18 protein-coding genes are annotated in these 16914 nt (G+C 46.2%); 14 read left to right on the top strand and 4 right to left on the bottom strand.

Annotated elements, in window-relative coordinates; genetic code table 11:
* The first annotated feature begins 25 nt into the window (after positions 1–25).
* The 11 genes from COW15_RS20275 to mgtE all read left to right on the top strand — a co-directional run bounded on the left by COW15_RS20275 (position 26) and on the right by mgtE (position 8409).
* The gene (locus COW15_RS20275) at positions 26–1003 is read left to right on the top strand and encodes a KpsF/GutQ family sugar-phosphate isomerase (protein WP_293635621.1); all 978 of its coding nucleotides are present in this window, start codon (positions 26–28) and stop codon (positions 1001–1003) included.
* Positions 1003–1554 carry a 3-deoxy-manno-octulosonate-8-phosphatase KdsC gene (gene kdsC, locus COW15_RS20270; protein WP_293635493.1) on the top strand — a complete coding sequence of 184 codons (552 nt, stop codon included), beginning with the start codon at positions 1003–1005 and terminating at the stop codon, positions 1552–1554. Before COW15_RS20275 ends, kdsC begins: the two co-directional genes overlap by 1 nt.
* Positions 1551–2111, top strand: coding sequence for an LPS export ABC transporter periplasmic protein LptC (gene lptC / locus COW15_RS20265; RefSeq protein ID WP_293635491.1), 561 nt, complete (start codon positions 1551–1553; stop codon positions 2109–2111). The genes kdsC and lptC overlap by 4 nt, the downstream gene beginning before the upstream one ends.
* A complete protein-coding gene (gene lptA, locus COW15_RS20260; RefSeq protein WP_293635489.1) occupies positions 2098–2652 on the top strand; it encodes a lipopolysaccharide transport periplasmic protein LptA in 555 nt (184 codons plus the stop codon). The genes lptC and lptA overlap by 14 nt, the downstream gene beginning before the upstream one ends.
* Entirely contained in the window at positions 2649–3380 is a 732-nt protein-coding gene (lptB, locus tag COW15_RS20255) for an LPS export ABC transporter ATP-binding protein (protein ID WP_293635487.1), read from the top strand. Before lptA ends, lptB begins: the two co-directional genes overlap by 4 nt.
* Positions 3381–3487: 107 nt before the next feature.
* Positions 3488–4963, top strand: coding sequence for an RNA polymerase factor sigma-54 (locus tag COW15_RS20250; protein WP_293635485.1), 1476 nt, complete (start codon positions 3488–3490; stop codon positions 4961–4963).
* A 28-nt stretch (positions 4964–4991) separates the two neighbouring features.
* A complete protein-coding gene (hpf, locus tag COW15_RS20245) occupies positions 4992–5279 on the top strand; it encodes a ribosome hibernation promoting factor (RefSeq protein WP_007650503.1) in 288 nt (95 codons plus the stop codon).
* A gap of 2 nt (positions 5280–5281) precedes the next feature.
* The gene (gene ptsN, locus COW15_RS20240) at positions 5282–5725 is read left to right on the top strand and encodes a PTS IIA-like nitrogen regulatory protein PtsN (protein ID WP_011790711.1); all 444 of its coding nucleotides are present in this window, start codon (positions 5282–5284) and stop codon (positions 5723–5725) included.
* Positions 5722–6576, top strand: a complete 855-nt coding sequence (rapZ, locus tag COW15_RS20235; RefSeq protein ID WP_293635476.1) for an RNase adapter RapZ — start codon at positions 5722–5724, stop codon at positions 6574–6576. Before ptsN ends, rapZ begins: the two co-directional genes overlap by 4 nt.
* Complete coding sequence (locus COW15_RS20230) at positions 6563–6838, top strand: HPr family phosphocarrier protein (RefSeq protein ID WP_293635474.1); 276 nt, start codon at positions 6563–6565, stop codon at positions 6836–6838. The genes rapZ and COW15_RS20230 overlap by 14 nt, the downstream gene beginning before the upstream one ends.
* 206 nt (positions 6839–7044) lie before the next feature.
* Complete coding sequence (gene mgtE, locus COW15_RS20225; RefSeq protein ID WP_293635472.1) at positions 7045–8409, top strand: magnesium transporter; 1365 nt, start codon at positions 7045–7047, stop codon at positions 8407–8409.
* A 146-nt stretch (positions 8410–8555) separates the two neighbouring features.
* Here mgtE and COW15_RS20220 read toward each other — a convergent pair whose 3' ends face one another.
* The gene (locus COW15_RS20220) at positions 8556–9245 is read right to left on the bottom strand and encodes an OmpA family protein (RefSeq protein WP_293635470.1); all 690 of its coding nucleotides are present in this window, start codon (positions 9243–9245) and stop codon (positions 8556–8558) included.
* 640 nt (positions 9246–9885) lie between these two features.
* Here COW15_RS20220 and COW15_RS20215 point away from each other — a divergent pair.
* Complete coding sequence (locus tag COW15_RS20215; protein WP_293635468.1) at positions 9886–10119, top strand: transposase; 234 nt, start codon at positions 9886–9888, stop codon at positions 10117–10119.
* Between the two features lie 428 nt (positions 10120–10547).
* Here COW15_RS20215 and COW15_RS20210 read toward each other — a convergent pair whose 3' ends face one another.
* Positions 10548–11405 (bottom strand): PA4780 family RIO1-like protein kinase, encoded by an 858-nt coding sequence (locus COW15_RS20210; RefSeq protein WP_293635466.1) that lies wholly within the window; start codon positions 11403–11405, stop codon positions 10548–10550.
* A gap of 454 nt (positions 11406–11859) precedes the next feature.
* On the opposite strand from COW15_RS20210, the gene COW15_RS20205 reads away from it, so the two are divergent.
* Positions 11860–12408, top strand: a complete 549-nt coding sequence (locus tag COW15_RS20205; RefSeq protein WP_293635464.1) for a DUF2799 domain-containing protein — start codon at positions 11860–11862, stop codon at positions 12406–12408.
* A gap of 87 nt (positions 12409–12495) precedes the next feature.
* Here COW15_RS20205 and COW15_RS20200 read toward each other — a convergent pair whose 3' ends face one another.
* Positions 12496–13251, bottom strand: a complete 756-nt coding sequence (locus tag COW15_RS20200; protein WP_293635619.1) for a phosphatase PAP2 family protein — start codon at positions 13249–13251, stop codon at positions 12496–12498.
* A gap of 194 nt (positions 13252–13445) precedes the next feature.
* Between COW15_RS20200 and COW15_RS20195 the strand changes: the two genes are divergently transcribed.
* Positions 13446–15386 (top strand): EAL domain-containing protein, encoded by a 1941-nt coding sequence (locus tag COW15_RS20195; RefSeq protein WP_293635462.1) that lies wholly within the window; start codon positions 13446–13448, stop codon positions 15384–15386.
* Between the two features lie 193 nt (positions 15387–15579).
* Here COW15_RS20195 and COW15_RS20190 read toward each other — a convergent pair whose 3' ends face one another.
* Complete coding sequence (locus tag COW15_RS20190; protein WP_293635460.1) at positions 15580–16416, bottom strand: DUF2971 domain-containing protein; 837 nt, start codon at positions 16414–16416, stop codon at positions 15580–15582.
* Between the last annotated feature and the right edge of the window lie 498 nt (positions 16417–16914).

Below are 16914 nucleotides of genomic sequence, written 5' to 3'. Positions count from 1 at the left end.
AGACAATGCAAGAAGAGAGATAGACATGGTAGACCAATCACAACTACGCCAGTGGGGCTGCAAAGTTATCGATATTGAAAAGTCGGCCCTCGATAATCTATATCAGTACGTGGATTCAGTTGAATTCGCACAGGCGTGCGAACTGATCCTCAACTGTACAGGCAAAGTTATTGTTATGGGCATGGGTAAATCCGGCCACATAGGCAATAAAATTTCCGCCACCCTCGCCAGCACGGGAACGCCCGCCTTCTTCGTACATCCAGGGGAAGCCAGCCACGGTGATTTAGGCGTATTATCCGACAACGATATTATTTTAGCGATTTCCAATTCAGGTGAATCGAGCGAAATCCTCGCCTTAATGCCAGTGATCCAGCGTAAAGCCATCCCCGTTATCGCCATGACAGGTAAACCTGATTCCAATATGGCGCGCTTGGCTAAGATCCATTTATGTATTGAAGTGCCGGAAGAAGCCTGTCCACTCGGGCTCGCCCCCACCTCGAGTACGACAGCGACCTTAGTGATGGGCGATGCTATCGCTATCGCCCTGCTGCAGGCCAAAGGCTTTACCCGGGAAGATTTTGCCATGTCGCACCCGGGTGGCGCGTTAGGACGTAAGTTGCTGTTAAAAGTCAGCGATGTTATGCACCGCGGTGACGACTTACCACTGGTTAATCACGATATTTGCATCACCGAAGCCCTGTATGAAATCTCCAAAAAAGGCCTAGGAATGACGGCCATTATCGATGATAACCACAAACTGGTCGGTATTTTCACCGACGGTGATTTACGCAGGGTAATAGATGCACAGGTGAACCTACGCACGACGCCCATCGCCGATGTCATGACACGAAACTGTGTCACTATTACCGACAACGTACTCGCGGCACAGGCACTGCAAGTGATGGATGCTAAAAATATTAACGGCCTGATAGTGATAGACAAAGACCATCATCCTATCGGTGCACTCAACATGCTCGACATGGTTAAAGCGGGAGTGATTTAATGCCACAGCAAGGATTTTATGGCCCCATCAGCGATGACATTTGGCAAAGGGCGCAAAAGATTAAACTGCTCATCTGCGATGTTGATGGTGTGTTTTCCGATGGACGCATTTATTTAAGTAATGCCGGCGAAGAACTCAAAGCCTTTCACACCCGAGATGGTTACGGTGTACGCTCACTGTTGACCAGTGGTTTTCACATTGCCGTGATCACGGGTCGTCAATCTAAAATTGTTGAAAACCGCATGACGGCGCTGGGTGTCACTCACATTTATCAGGGTATTGACAATAAACTCGCCCCCTACGAAGAACTGTTATCACTCTATAATGTCACACCTGAAGAAGTGGCTTATATAGGTGATGATATAGTGGATCTGCCCGTGATGAACCTTGTCGGCCTAGCCGTCTGTGTCGCCGATGGTCATCCCTATGTACGCCAACATGCCCATTTTGTGACCCACCTCAATGGTGGTCATGGCGCACTTAGGGAGTTAACCGACTTGCTGTTACTTAGCCAAAATAAGTTCACCACGGCACACGGGATGAGTATATGAGTCGTGTGACCCTCGCCATCATCGCCTTTTTTGGCACCGCACTTATCCTCTATTGGCAGGTGCAGCACAAACGTGGTGGTGATACGGATGCTAGCTTGAACAATGCTGACAGACCCGATTACGTTATCGAAGACTTACACAGCGTTGAGTTCAATGATCAGGGTCAAGTGAATAGCCGCGTCACAGCAAAACACATGGAACACTATGAGCTAAAGAATCAGACCTTCTTCACTCAACCGGTATACCTTGTTTATCCTGACCAAGGTAAAGCACAATGGAAGATCCGGGCAGATCAAGGTCGGCTCAATAAAGATACGGGCAAGGTTGTATTAGAAAATAATGTTATTATTGACGCCATTAGCTCACAAGAACCGATACAGAACCTGTCTACCAGTTTTCTGGAACTCGATCTCAACACTATGATAATGACCTCAGACCGTATCATTTATGTCACAGGGAAAGATTTTAATATTCAAGGGCAAGGCCTTTATGCCGACCTAAACGCACAGGAAGTGCAATTGACCAGTCAGGTAGTAGGAACCTATGAAGCAAAATAACGTATTACTTGCCAGCCTCATGCTAATGATAAGCATGGGCGCCTTTGCTAAAGTCGACGACCTAAAACAGGAAGTCAAAATCCAAGCGGTCAGTCAAACCGCCGATATTAAAAACAACCAAATCATCTTCTTTGGTCCGGTTGAAGTTACCCAAGGCTCGATTAAAATCCATGCTGAACAATTGCGAGCCTTTTCGACGGAAGGTGAAAACAGTAAAATTTTGGTGGCCACGGGTAATCCTGCCACTTATACCCAAATTTTAGATGATGGCCGCCCCGCCTCAGCCAGCGCAAAAGAAATCCGCTACGAAATGGCGACTCGAACCCTAACGCTGACGGGATCAGCCACCCTAGATCAGGCGGGTAGCCAAGTGACGGGAAATCTTATCCGCTACAACATCAGCCAGCAAAAACTCATCGCCGAAAGTACTGGCAGCGGAAATGATCGGGTGATCACTATCATTCAGCCCGAAAGCTACCAAGATGATGTCAAACCAGAACCCCCAACGGATAAACCTGTGAAACAGCAGGACTCTAAATGACCCAGATCACCCTAAGAGCACAAAATCTAGCGAAGAGCTATAAGAGTCGCCAAGTGGTAAAAGATGTCAGCCTAACGGTCAAAACGGGCCAAGTCGTTGGGCTGCTCGGCCCGAATGGTGCGGGCAAGACCACCACCTTCTACATGGTTGTCGGACTGGTTAAAAGCGATAAGGGCCATATCTTTATCGACGATGACGATTTAACCGCCGATCCTATGCATTTGCGGGCACGTAAAGGGATTGGTTACCTGCCACAGGAAGCCAGCATCTTTCGTAAGCTCACAGTACACGACAATATCATGGCGGTACTGCAAACCCGTAAAGAACTAAAGACTGAGGAGCGCGAGGAAGAATTAGAACACTTGCTCGAAGAGTTCCATATCACCCATATTCGCGATAGCCAGGGCATGTCATTATCCGGCGGTGAGCGTCGCAGAGTGGAGATAGCCAGAGCCCTTGCCGCCAACCCTAAGTTTATTTTGCTCGATGAACCCTTTGCCGGTGTTGACCCGATTTCGGTTATCGATATCAAAAAAATTATCGAGCAACTTAAGAGCCGTGGGCTAGGTGTCTTGATCACCGACCACAATGTGCGCGAAACATTAGATGTGTGTGAACATGCCTATATTGTGAGTCACGGAAACCTGATCGCCGAAGGCACACCCGCAGAGATCTTAGACAATCAGCAAGTTAGGGCTGTGTACTTAGGTGAACAATTCAGGCTATAGTTACTTAAATGGAGCCAATGATCATTAAATTTAACATCATCCGGCTCCCTTCATAATGATAACAAGCGACCTCATTCTAAAATAATAACCTAGGGATCAGCGGTAACATGAAAGCGTCACTCCAGCTCAAACTGGGTCAACAGTTAACTATGACGCCACAATTACAACAGGCCATTCGTCTGTTGCAACTGTCGTCATTGGAACTGCAGCAAGAGATCCAGCAAGCCTTAGACTCTAATCCTCTTCTCGAGCTGGAAGAGGAGCAATTTGACGCACCTAGCGAACGCAACCAGACCATAGCCGATACTGATTTCAGCGAGTCCAGCACTCTGCCACCCGAACAGGATAGCTCCACGGTCGACACGGCGGAATCGTTGACTAAAGAGTCCATGCCCGACGAACTCCCCATGGATACCACTTGGGATGAAGTCTTTACCGCCTCACCGAACTCGGGTCCAGGGGGCAGCCGTGAAGATGATATGCCCTTCCAAGGCGAAACCAGCGAAGGCCTATACGAACATTTAGAATGGCAAAAAAACCTCACGCCCTTTTCTGAGACCGATTTAGCCATCGCCACCGCCATTATTGATGCCATCGACGATCAGGGTTATCTCACTCAAAGTACTGAAGATATTCTCGAAGCTATGGGCAATCCAGACATCGAATTGGATGAAGTCGAGGCCGTGCTTAAGCGCATTCAACACTTCGACCCCGTTGGCGTGGCCGCGAGGGATTTAAGCGAATGCCTGCTTATCCAGTTATCCCATTTCTCGCCGGATACACCGCACCTCGAAAACGCCCGCATGTTGATCAGAGACCATTTAGATCTGATCGCCGCCCGCGATTTTAGACTGTTGATGCGTAAGACAAGACTCAAAGAAGATGAATTAAGGGACGGCATTGCCCTGATCCAGACGCTCAACCCTCGTCCAGGTTTATTGATCACGCCAGTCGATGAGGAATATGTCATCCCCGATGTCTCTGTCTCGAAGAAAAATGGCCGCTGGGTCGTCGAACTCAACCCTGACTGCATGCCAAAAATCAATGTCAATCAACAATATGCAGCAATGGCCCGCAGCACTAAGAGTCAAGCCGATAGCCAGTTTATCCGCGGCCATCTGCAAGAAGCTAAATGGTTTATCAAAAGCTTAGAAAGCCGGAACGAGACTCTGCTCAAAGTGGCGAACTGTATCGTGCAATATCAGCAAGGTTTCTTCGAATACGGTGAAGAAGCGATGAAACCTATGGTGCTCAACGATATCGCCGAAGCCGTTGAAATGCATGAGTCCACCATCTCGCGGGTGACCACCCAAAAATACATGCATACCCCTAAGGGACTTTTTGAACTAAAATACTTCTTCTCAAGCCACGTCGGAACCGACGATGGCGGCGAGTGCTCATCCACCGCAATCAGAGCCTTTATAAAGAAACTGGTTGCCGCGGAAAACCAGAAAAAACCATTAAGCGACAGCAAGATGGCGCAGCTTCTGGCAGAACAAGGGATTAACGTAGCCCGCAGAACCATTGCGAAGTATCGAGAAGCTATGCTGATCCCTCCTTCTAATCAGCGTAAAAGTTTATAGCCTACTGTGGATATCGGAGGACGTTTCTATGCAAATAAACCTAAGTGGACACCATATAGAGATTACTGAATCGTTACGGGCATATGTAGAGGAAAAGTTTTCAAAACTTGAACGTCATTTCGAACAGATCAATAATGTGCACGTTGTGCTCAATGTTGAGAAAATGCAACAAATTGCCGAAGCGAGAATTAACCTCACCGGTGGTGAAGTTTTTGCAACTTCAGAGCATGCAGACATGTATGCTGCCATAGACGTCCTGATAGACAAACTTGATCGTCAGGTTATTAAACACAAAGAGAAGTTAACAAAACACTAATAATGGAACTTTGTACCATACTGCGGCCGGAGTGCACTACCTGCGCCACTCCGGGCAGTAAAAAAAAGGTACTGGAACTCATCAGTGACTTAGCCGCTGCCCAGTACCCCACCCTCTCATCTCAAGAGATATTCGAAAGCCTTGTGGCGCGCGAAAAGATGGGGAGCACAGGTATAGGTAACGGTATCGCCATTCCACATGGTCGATTAACCGATATAACACAACCCATTGCGATACTCGTAAAATGTGAGGAGCCGATAGCCTTCGATGCTATCGATAAGCAACCCGTCGATATTTTATTTGCATTGCTCGTACCAGCGGATCAATGTCAGCAGCATTTAAGCACCTTGTCCTGTATGGCTGAAAAGCTCAGTGACAAACAAATATTGAAGCAATTGCGCAAGACGCATGATGAAACGGAACTCTATCAGGTAATCACTGGATGAAACTGGTCATAGTGTCAGGGCGCTCGGGCTCAGGCAAATCTGTCGCACTGAGAGTGCTTGAAGATCTCGGCTACTACTGTGTCGATAATCTCCCTTTGCCTTTGATTGGCAGCCTGCTTGAACAGCTCAAGGGCAGTAACGATCTCGTCGCCATCAGTGTCGATGTACGCAACCAGCCTGAGCAAGATAAAGTGTTAGTGAGACAACTGGCGAGTCTGCCCGAGGGCACGGAGCTGACCAGCTTCTTCCTCAATTCTAGCGATAAAATCCTGCTTAAACGCTACAGTGAAACCCGCCGCTTACATCCTTTATCTAAGAGCCGAGTCTCACTGCAAGAAGCCATCAAACTCGAAGGTAAATTGCTCGAGCCCCTATCGCAGCAAATGGACCACTACATAGATACATCGAACTTGAATATCTATGAGTTAAGCGATCAGGTCAGGCAGATTTTGCTCGGCAGTATCGATAAGGAATTAGTGATCAACTTCGAGTCCTTTGGTTTTAAACACGGCATGCCCACCGAAGCCGACTTTATGTTCGATGTGCGCTTTCTGCCCAACCCCCATTGGGAACCCGAACTGCGTCCCCTTACAGGCCTAGATGAACCGGTCGCCGAATTTTTAAATCGCCAGCCACTGGTCAATAAGTTCATCTGGCAAATTGAAAATCTGCTAGAAACTTGGTTGCCCCATTTAGAACGCAATAACCGCAGCTATCTGACGATCGCCATTGGTTGCACGGGTGGCCAACACAGATCGGTTTATGTAGCCGAGCAACTCGCCAAACGTTTTAGCAATGGCAAACATAAAGTCAATTCGCGCCATCGAGAGTTGAGCCATGCCAAAGCTTGAACGCCAAGTCACCATCTGCAATAAACTCGGTTTACACGCCCGCGCCGCCACTAAATTGGTGGTGCTGGCATCGGAGTTTGATGCGACTATTACGTTAATCCAAGGTGATAAACGGGCCTCAGCCGCCAGTGTACTGGGTTTATTGATGCTCGAAACTGGTATGGGTAAAACCATTAAACTGATTGCCGAAGGCCCAGATGCCGCGCCCGCACTCGATGCCATTTGTGCACTCATTGACGCTAAGTTTGATGAAGCTTGCTAACCCTAGAACTTAGGGGTTGCTAGCAGTATTTCACCTTTGGTTTCAGTTGGTTGAAATCAAGTCCCAGCATATACATTTGCCACTCGACCTTATCCGTCCCGCTCAATTACAATATGCTACTTTTGTTCTTTTGCCAGATGTCGGCTCTACGTCGGTTAAAGATCCAAAGCTGGTAGGCCACAGGTTCACAATGCTATGGAGGATAAATGCCCGTAGAAGCTTCAGACAGCCATCAAGTCGGGCAACGCCTCGACCAACTGAGTCAAGCCCTGAGTAGCGGTATGTTTGTCCATGTGCGGCAAATGCTGCAAAACATGGCCTCTTCCGATATCGCCCTGATCCTCGAATCTTCGCCCCCAAAGGCGAGGCAAGTGCTGTGGCAACTGATCGATCAAGAACAGTTAGGCGATATTCTCGATGAACTCAGCGAAGAACTTAAAGATCCACTGATCAGCACCATGAGCCCCGAACGAGTCGCTAAGGCGACCGCCAGCATGGACACAGATGATCTCGCCTATATTCTGCGCAGTTTGCCAGACACTGTGTATAAGCAAGTGTTGCAATCCATGAGCCTGCAAAATCGCCAGCGCGTTGAGCAAGCACTGTCCTACCCGAATGAAACGGCGGGCAGCCTAATGAACACAGATACAGTGACGCTCAGGCCCGATGTCAATATCGACGTCGTGCTGCGCTATCTACGCCAACGTGGCAATCTGCCCGACACCACAGATACCTTATATGTTGTCGATAAACATGACAAAGTGCTCGGCGGTGTTAGGCTTGCCGATCTGCTTACCCGTGATCCTAACACCCCAATTCGTAACATCATGGATCCCAACATCGAGAGTATTCCCGTTGGCATGCCCGACAGTGAAGTCGCGCAGTTATTCGAACGCCATGACTGGGTTTCTGCTCCTGTGGTGGATAGCGATGGCAAATTACTCGGCCGGATCACGATTGACGATGTGGTCGATGTGATCCGTGAAGACGCCGAGCACTCTATGATGGGGATGGCGGGGATGGACGACGACGAAGACACCTTCGCCCCGGTGCTTAAAAGTACCCTTCGCCGCTCACTCTGGCTCACCATCAACCTGTTCGCCGCATTGCTTGCCGCTTCGGTCAGTAATATGTTTGAGGGGACAATCGAACAATTTGCCACCATCGCGATTTTAATGACCATAGTCCCAAGCATGGGCGGTGTGGCGGGCAATCAAACCCTCGCACTCGTGATCCGCGGTATTGCCCTTGGACATATAGGACAAAGTAACGCCCGCTGGCTGATCGGCAAAGAACTCGCCATTGGTTTCCTCAATGGTTTGATGTGGTCGATTCTGGTGTTTATCGCGGTACTCGTCTGGAAGGATGACTTAGCACTCGCCAGCCTGATCGGTGGTGCCATGCTGATCAATATGACCATTGCCGGGCTTGCAGGCGCGAGTATCCCACTGATATTAAAACGACTTAAAGTTGACCCTGCACTCGCTGGCGGCATGGTGCTCACCACAGTGACCGATGTGATAGGCCTGTTTGCCTTCCTTGGTTTAGCGACACTCTACCTGATGCACTAATGCACTAACGCTTCAACACTGCTAGCGCTTTAACCGTTTATACTCATTACAAAAATGGCACCGAAAGAGTGCCATTTTCTATCCCGTGGAAAACAAAAAAGTCGCCCACAGGCGACTTTTAGTAACAAGCATAATAATTAACTGGCCTACTGGCCCGTCGGTGTTAGCACAATTTCCACTCGGCGGTTTTGTGCACGGCCTTCGGCGCTCGCATTGGAGGCGATAGGGCTCGCTTCACCCATACCCTGAGACTTCACTCGAGCCGAAGCCACACCTTTGCCCATCAAGTAATTGCCGACTTCACCCGCACGTACCTGTGATAGGCGTAAGTTGTAAGAATCCGAGCCACTGCTATCGGTATAACCTAATACGTTAAGCTGGGTTTTACTGTATTCCTTTGCCACAACTGCGACAGAATTCAGCACGCGTTTAGCACCATCGCTTAGCTCGGTTTGATCTACACCAAAGGTCACTTCATTTGGCATATTGAGAATAATGTTGTCACCGTTACGGGTCACACTCACACCTGTCGAAGCCAATTGCTGACGCAATTTAGTTTCTTGTACATCCATATAGTAACCAATGCCACCACCAACAGCCGCACCAGATGCTGCACCAATTAAAGCACCTTTGCCGCGGTCGCTCTTGCTAGAAGAGGCGACGCCCACGGCTGCGCCGGCAACGGCACCAATTAAGGCGCCAGTCGTTGCTTTTGCAGTTTGTTGTTCATTGGTATAGGGATTCACTGTGGTACAGCCAGATACCAATAACCCACTGATGATCGCCGCAATAGTGAGCTTAGATGATGTAAATGAACCTATTTGAAAACGCTTCATCTTAATGACCTCATAACATGATTGATGACGGTGAATGTCCACAAAGAAGGCAAAAATTTCACAACTAACGGCATGGACAAACAACCACTGAACATTCAAAAAACGCAGTATATAAGTATTCTCCTTGGAGACAATCATTAATCTCTACGCAATACCATTAATTGATAATTAAGTCAGTAAAGATACAGGGATAGCCCAGCGGACTAAATAAACCACAGGCAAAAATACCGAGTGCAAAGCCCTGAAATAGTGCGCTTTGCACTATTTTTGACAACGAGCAAAATTAAAGTCGTTTAAAACAAATTCATAATTTATTGATTTTCAATCAAAAAATAAAAATTAGAATATTGGCACGAATTTTACATACTACTAAATGAGTAGATGAAATCTGAACCTATCGTAACAGATCAGAGCCTAGCTTAGGTTAGCTTGATCAAGGAAACACCCGATGTTCCCATAGGTATTAAGGAGGAAAGATGAAGAACATTATGAATCTTATTGAACTGTGTCGCCATGAATGGATCTATTTACGCCATGTTGGCTATAGCCAGTGGGATTTAGAGCAGCGGCGTTAGTCACTAAGGAAAAATCAACGCCATTACATCGAATATCGCTAGAACGCAGTAAAGAGGGATAGCACATGGGAATCATCGACAATAGCCTCAAGCTCAATGTCATTTCCGAAGTGAAAGTAAAAGGTCGTTTACTTTCGGATGTGGCTCGCCAATACGGTATTTCGGCTAAAGCCGTGTACCAGTGGGTAAGGGAAAGCGACCAACAACCACAACAAAGAGAATGTGCTCTCATGGGTGAGATAGCCCAGCTGCAGAAAAAAATAAAACAGCTTAACAATGAATTACGCACCATAGGTTAATGTTTACATTCCTATCGGAGCCCAAATAGACAAGGCCGGACAGGATGGTATATCGCCCTGCTGATAACGCTAACGATGTAAAAGATGTGCTCACAACAATAATAACAGCGCCCTTTTTCGTCCGGCCTTGTCATCCACTTTAATTGCTAACCCAACCAAGGTTGGGAAATCATTTAAGTGTTAATACGTTAAGTGTCGATATAAAGAGAGAAAGCAAAGGTTTTGGCAAGGCTTTAGAGGGAGTTATCTCCCCCAAGATCAAATATGTGAGTTGTGCTCCCCCAAGTCACTAGCATATTACCCTCTTGGGTCTTGCCCTTTTATTCACGGGATCAATGAAGATCTAGCGCTATAGTGAGTGTGGCGCGCCAAGGAAGGCAGTGACTTGTGTTAGTGGGAAGCAACCTATTTCAGTAAGATCCGAGCAACTAATAATCTTCATTCGCTTCTTGGATCCGCATCTTCCGTTCCTGCGCTTCTTCATAAGCTGCCTGAATTTCTTCTAATACTGAACTGACATCCGCTTCGGCAAGCACTTCAGTAAACTCACCCGTGAGCAGGGTATCGGGTTTTAATTCACCCGCTTCAAATAAAGCCCACATCTCCTTGGCATACTGAGTCCTTAATAATTCGGGGGCGTATTGACCATAATACTGAGTCATATTGTTGATATCTCTAGCTAACATCCATTTAGCATGATTATTCGCCGCCGCATCGACCGCTTGGGGTAAGTCGATGATTACTGGGCCCTCACTATCGACTAAGACGTTGAACTCAGACAAATCACCGTGCACTAAACCCGCACATAACATACGCTTGACATAGGTCATCACCAAAGCGTGGTCGCGCACCGCTTTTTCGGCAGACAGGGTCACATCATTTAAACGTGGCGCCACATTGCCTTCGGCATCGGTAACCAACTCCATCAGGAGGACACCATCGAAACAGCCATAGGGTGTCGGCACCCGAACACCAGCGTGGGCTAGCCGATATAGCGCATCGACCTCGGCGCTTTGCCAGGCTTCTTCCATTTGATCGCGGCCAAATTTAGAGCCTTTTTCCATCGCGCGGGCACGGCGACTATTACGGACTTTACGGCCTTCTTGATACAGCACCGCCTGCTTAAAACTGCGTTTGTCCGCTTCTTTATAAACCTTGGCGCAGCGAATATCCTCGCCACTGCGTACCACGTACACAGTTGCCTCTTTACCGCTCATTAACTGGCTGATGACCTCATCGACCAGTCCTTCATCAACCAGAGGTTGGATTCGTTTCGGAGTTTTCATAGCGCCCTTATACCTTACTTAGGCTTGAGATGGAATACTGCGGACAAATCTTCATAAAAAAGCGGACTCCTAACGGAAATAGGAAAAAATGATTGATTAAATTTAAGTAAAAACTAAAACACATGGAACAGGAACACAATAACAGATTTATCTTGGTTTAAAGTCAACAAACATACTGAAAATTAACCTTAAATTTCCACATGCTTACTTATAGTTAACTGAGCCAAGCACAGGTCAACCCTATTCTCCAACGCCACCACAGACGCAATCGTTAGACTAACAAAACCAGCACAAATAGGGCAATGGGGCTACAGCCATAGCCGCCGCGTTGAGCATTTGCCGCACATTGTAAGAGCCTTGATGATAACTATTGATCTCGGCACCGCTTTCATCCCTTGGCTTCACCTTCCCGAAGCATTATTCTGATCCCCCTTTTATTCCTCGAGAGCATTGAATGCGTTATTTACAGCTTGCATTGGCATTATCCGTCCTATCTTTAACCCAATGCACGAGTCTCTCACTCGAAGAATGTCGTAATAGTGATTGGTACACCCTAGGGCTCGCGGACGGCAATCGTGGTGCTACGGCGACCCAACTCAATCAATACCAAAAGGATTGCCACGAATTTAATCTCAAAGTGGACGCGACACAGTGGCAACAGGGATATCAACAGGGGCTCATTAATTATTGCCTACCCGAAAATGGTTATCGCGTAGGATTAGCGGGGGAACATTACTATGGGGTCTGTAGCAATAATCAATTTGTAGAACGCTATAACCAAGGATATGAACGATATTTAGTAAATAAACGTTTAGCCGAAATCGCCGAACGCTTATATGCCATCGACACTGAAATCGGCAGCATCGATAATAAATTGAATAATCTCACCGATAAAGCCGCACTCTTAAAACAAAAAAATGTGCTGCTCAATGAAAAAAATCACCTGTTAGATGAAAGATTGCGCTTACGCCAAGGGGATATTCGCTTCGACTTTAGATTTTAACCCCTAAGAACACTGAAGCAGCCACGGTCATGTTAATCAATCTCACAAGGGCGTGTTCTGCTGCGTAACAAGCATAATTAGGTTCCATTATTTAGCATTAATCATACTGACGCTATGGGCAAGGTTAACACTCTCCACCTTAGGAGCCCGGAGGAAAAAGCCGTAATACAATAGGCTTGCACAGGTCCAGGCAACCGCGAGACTCCATAAATCATGGCTTAAGAAATGGGCGCCGCGCAGTTCCTGTGCCATCCCAAAAACCACACCCAGTAGCAACCCAAATACTAACCCCACTTTGGCATAACGGGGGTGATATTGTTTCAATACATAATAGGTCGCAACCCAAGCAAAGCCACCACTCGAATGTCCACCGGGAAAGCATTGCCCAAACTCAGCCCCTTCGGGTAAACGGGCAAATAGAGAGGAATGCATGAGCCGGCCACCAAACTCCACCACATCCCATGGGCAGGTCATATGGGTTAGGTTCTTGCCGATACGCACTAATAATACGCTAGCAAGCACACTACAGAATAAATAGATCAATCCTTTACGATAGGGGCGAATAGCATCGCGACGGAAACTAAAAACAATCCCTAGCACTACGACTAGGGCCAGCAAGATCACTAAGTTACGCCCAGCTACATGCAACAGATTTTCAGTGAACCAATAGCCTCTTAATGGCCAAGAATCGACACCCCCCTGCCACTGAAATAATATGCTCGCCATTTTCATATCGGCGTGAGTCCATTCAAGTCCAAAAATGATCACCGCGAAAACCAGAAGTGGGGAAAATAAATGGCTCTTGGCAAAGCTGAAGAATGTCGTTTTATAGCTATCTTTCAATGTGTTATTCACTAGAAAAACCAATTACTAGAATATCTAGTACTAGTGTAATAGTGAATTCTTATCGAAAACTTAAGGAGTTTAACAATATCAGCCAGACAACCATATTCAACTTAATTGAGGTAAAAAATTCGAATCACCGGCAAAAAGGCTATAGTTTATACATAACATTGCGCCTCTAGGATTGAGCACCCATGCCTTATCATATCGCCCTTCAGCAATCCCAAAAAAAACGGATACTCGCCGACATTGCTATCGATACCGACGGAATCATAGTGCCCGCAGCAATGCTCGAGAACTGGCAGCAAACCTTAGATTTACTCTCTGAAATAGTCGATACCCCAGCTGCACTCATCATGCGGGTACATCAATCCGACATAGAAGTCTTTGCCTCGAGTCATAGCCTAGGCAACCCCTATAAACAACATGATAAAGACAGTCTAGGTCATGGGCTCTACTGCGAAACAGTGATGAAAGAATGCAGAGAACTGCATATTCCTAATGCACTTAAAGATAAAAATTGGGATAAAAACCCTGATATTAAACTCGGCATGATCGCCTATTGTGGCCTGCCATTGCGCTGGCCCGATAACACGGCCTTTGGCACTATCTGCATGCTAGACAGCAAAGAGCATCATTACAGTAAACAGTTCCGTAGTTTGCTCAGCCGTTTTCAGAATGGGATTGAAGCTAACTTAGTCACGCTATTTCAACAGGCTAAACTACAAACCCATAATCAACAGCTCGAACAGGTCGTCCAACAACGCACCCATGAACTGGCTGAGCTTAGCGTTAAGCTGATCCGCGAAATTGAAACCCGCACTTCAACCGAAAGCTCCTTGGAATACCATAAAAGTTACGATCCACTGACAGGCCTACCAAACCGTATTACTTTGATTAATAGCCTCTCACATATGCTTGAAGAAACTCATTCCAAGGGAAATGTTTCTGTTCTCTATGTGGGATTGCGCAATTTCAAATCGATCAACGACAGTTACGGTTACCTGATTGGCGATAAAATTCTCACCATTCTCAGCCAGCGTTTACAACATTATGCCGATGAAAACACCTTTGTCGCCCGCATCGCCGGCGCCGAGTTTGTGATAGTTCAGTCCCATACTTCCCCACACACTCAAGTCAATAAATTAATAAATCAGATCATAAACTGCTGTAACACTCCTTTTGGTGTTGCAGATTTTGTGATCACTATTCCCTCAAGCATAGGCATAGCGCAGGCCTCCAGCGATGGAATAGATGCCTCGGTGTTATTGCAAAAAGCGGGCGCAGCCATGACGATCAGCAAAGCGGAAGGTTCTGCCTATAATTTTTTTAATCAAGATGTTCAAGCGGCACTGCGCCAGCGCTATCAACTCGAATCACACTTAGTAGATGCCCTGAATAAAAATGAATTAAGCCTCCACTATCAACCCTTTATCAACTTAAAAACCAAGGCTGTGATCGGTGCCGAAGCCTTGCTGCGCTGGCATAATCCGCTCCTTGGCAATGTTTCCCCCGACAGATTTATTGCCTTGGCAGAACGTAATGGTCAGATTATCGATATTGGTAACTTTGTACTACACACGGCTCTCTCCCAAGCCGCTAAATGGTGCAGAGCCCTCCAACACGACTTTAAAATTGCCATTAATATTTCTCCCATTCAGATGCGCAATCCCCGCTTTGTCGAGCATATCGCCGATCTGTTAGCACTTTATCAAATGCCACCCACGGCCCTAGAACTTGAAATCACCGAAGGCATGCTAATGCAAGATGAACACTTAGCCCACAATGCCATCCAAAAACTGCAAGCACTCGGCATCCGCATCTCCCTAGATGACTTTGGCACAGGTTATTCATCCTTAAGTTATCTACAAAAGTACTCCTTCGATACCTTAAAAATCGATCGCTGTTTTATCAATAAACTCGAAGAAAACGAACAGGATAGGGAGTTAACTAAGGCGATTATCGCCATTGGCAAGAAATTGAATTTAGAGGTAATAGCCGAAGGGGTAGAAACCCTAGAACAAGATGCCTTTATTCGTAATGAAGAATGCGATTTAGGCCAAGGCTATCTCTATGGAAAGCCCATTACCGCAAGGCAGTTTGAACAGGAATTTATTCATAAAACAGAGCATTAAAACCCCACTGAGCAATGCTGCATGAATAGTCATTTCCACAGACGGTTATAACTCACATTTGGACAAAAGCGTGATAGACCCTTTGCTCTAACTTGTCAGTTTCGAATTAAAATTTCTATGGAGATAACACTCTGCCCATGCGCGCGAACTTGTGAGCGTCGCATGAGCAGCAGACCCCGTATGATGCGGATTGTTATAACTCAACGAGCTCGATCTTGAACTCTGTTGGTGAAATAATTGCCTGCTTAACCACCACGTTTTCATATTTTGAACCAAGAACGTTGAGCAGCTGATCTTTTTTCTTATTTTCCATACGCGCTCCTAAGATAACTTCTTTAACTGCACTTTTTGGAAAGTTAAAAAGGTGTATAGGATACGTTTCCGCCTCAATCACTTTATTTGAGTCGCTTAATACAGCACACATACGCCACTCTTGCTCATAAAACCAATCTTCAGATTTAACTAAGAGCAGTTCAACTCCAGTAAGCTCCATTACACGTTTTGTCGGTCTATCTTTCGCATATTCTACTTTTCGAAGATGATAAAACTCATCTCTATCGCTTCGTTTATGATTGAAGAACGGATTGTTATCGTCAAATCCTATACAAAATCCTGTATGTGAACGGGCATAGTGCGCCCACATAAGTAAATTGCTGTTTTTCTCCGTTAGCGAAAGAACTCCGATCATTTCGTTTGATTTTTCAGCAAAAGTTTGGGCGACTACGCCACTCATGGCTGAAAACTGCTTATTTATTTCCCGACAATATTGACCGTAGTTTTGTCTTGTTAAAGCTTCTAACTGAGCTGGTGATATTAATGTTCTTAACACAGGGGGGATTTTTTCTAACTCAGTTTTAATTAAACTCTTGATTTTGCTTTCGAACACCTCGTCCATTTCTTCTTTTGAAGCCAAAGTTGAAATGACAGGTTTAAACTCAAAAGGATCATTAAAGTCAGCTGGCTGCGTAAAGCGAATAAGATTCGAATCTAAAACATCAATCCTATCAGGCTCTAGATATTTAAATAGCACAGCGCCTTCCTTGAGTTATAACGCTTTGCTAATTGGCTGCCGCAGCGAAGCGTAGGCAGTCCAGTGGAGGCCACGCTTTTTGTGGCCGGAACGAAATTAAGCAATTTGTTATAAGCCATTTGTGTTGACCCTGTTGCCGCAATGAATACAAACGATTGAGCCAGAAAACCAATGCCAAACAACTTTAGACCAGCCCCCACTTGATGCTGGATGCGACGACTTAAACCCTTGAACAGTTAAACACTTATTGCAGTGAGGGCAACGGTTAAATAACGCCAAAATAATATGTACAACTACAGCGCCAAGGAAAGCACCGAAGATGTATACCAAATGACTCGCACTAGCCTCAGGTGGAGAGAAAAACTTGCCGTAACTCAGTGCTAGAAAGAATGCGAGCAAAAGAGACCATGCAATAAAAACGCTGAATACATCGAGTTTGCCTATTAACGATTTGGACACCGATCTTCCCTATGGCTTATAACGTCTTAGTATTTATGC

It is taken from the genome of Shewanella sp. CG12_big_fil_rev_8_21_14_0_65_47_15, from assembly GCF_002783505.1.
In the GTDB taxonomy this organism is placed as follows: Bacteria; Pseudomonadota; Gammaproteobacteria; order Enterobacterales; family Shewanellaceae; genus Shewanella.
This window is presented reverse-complemented; position numbering and strand designations above follow the sequence as displayed.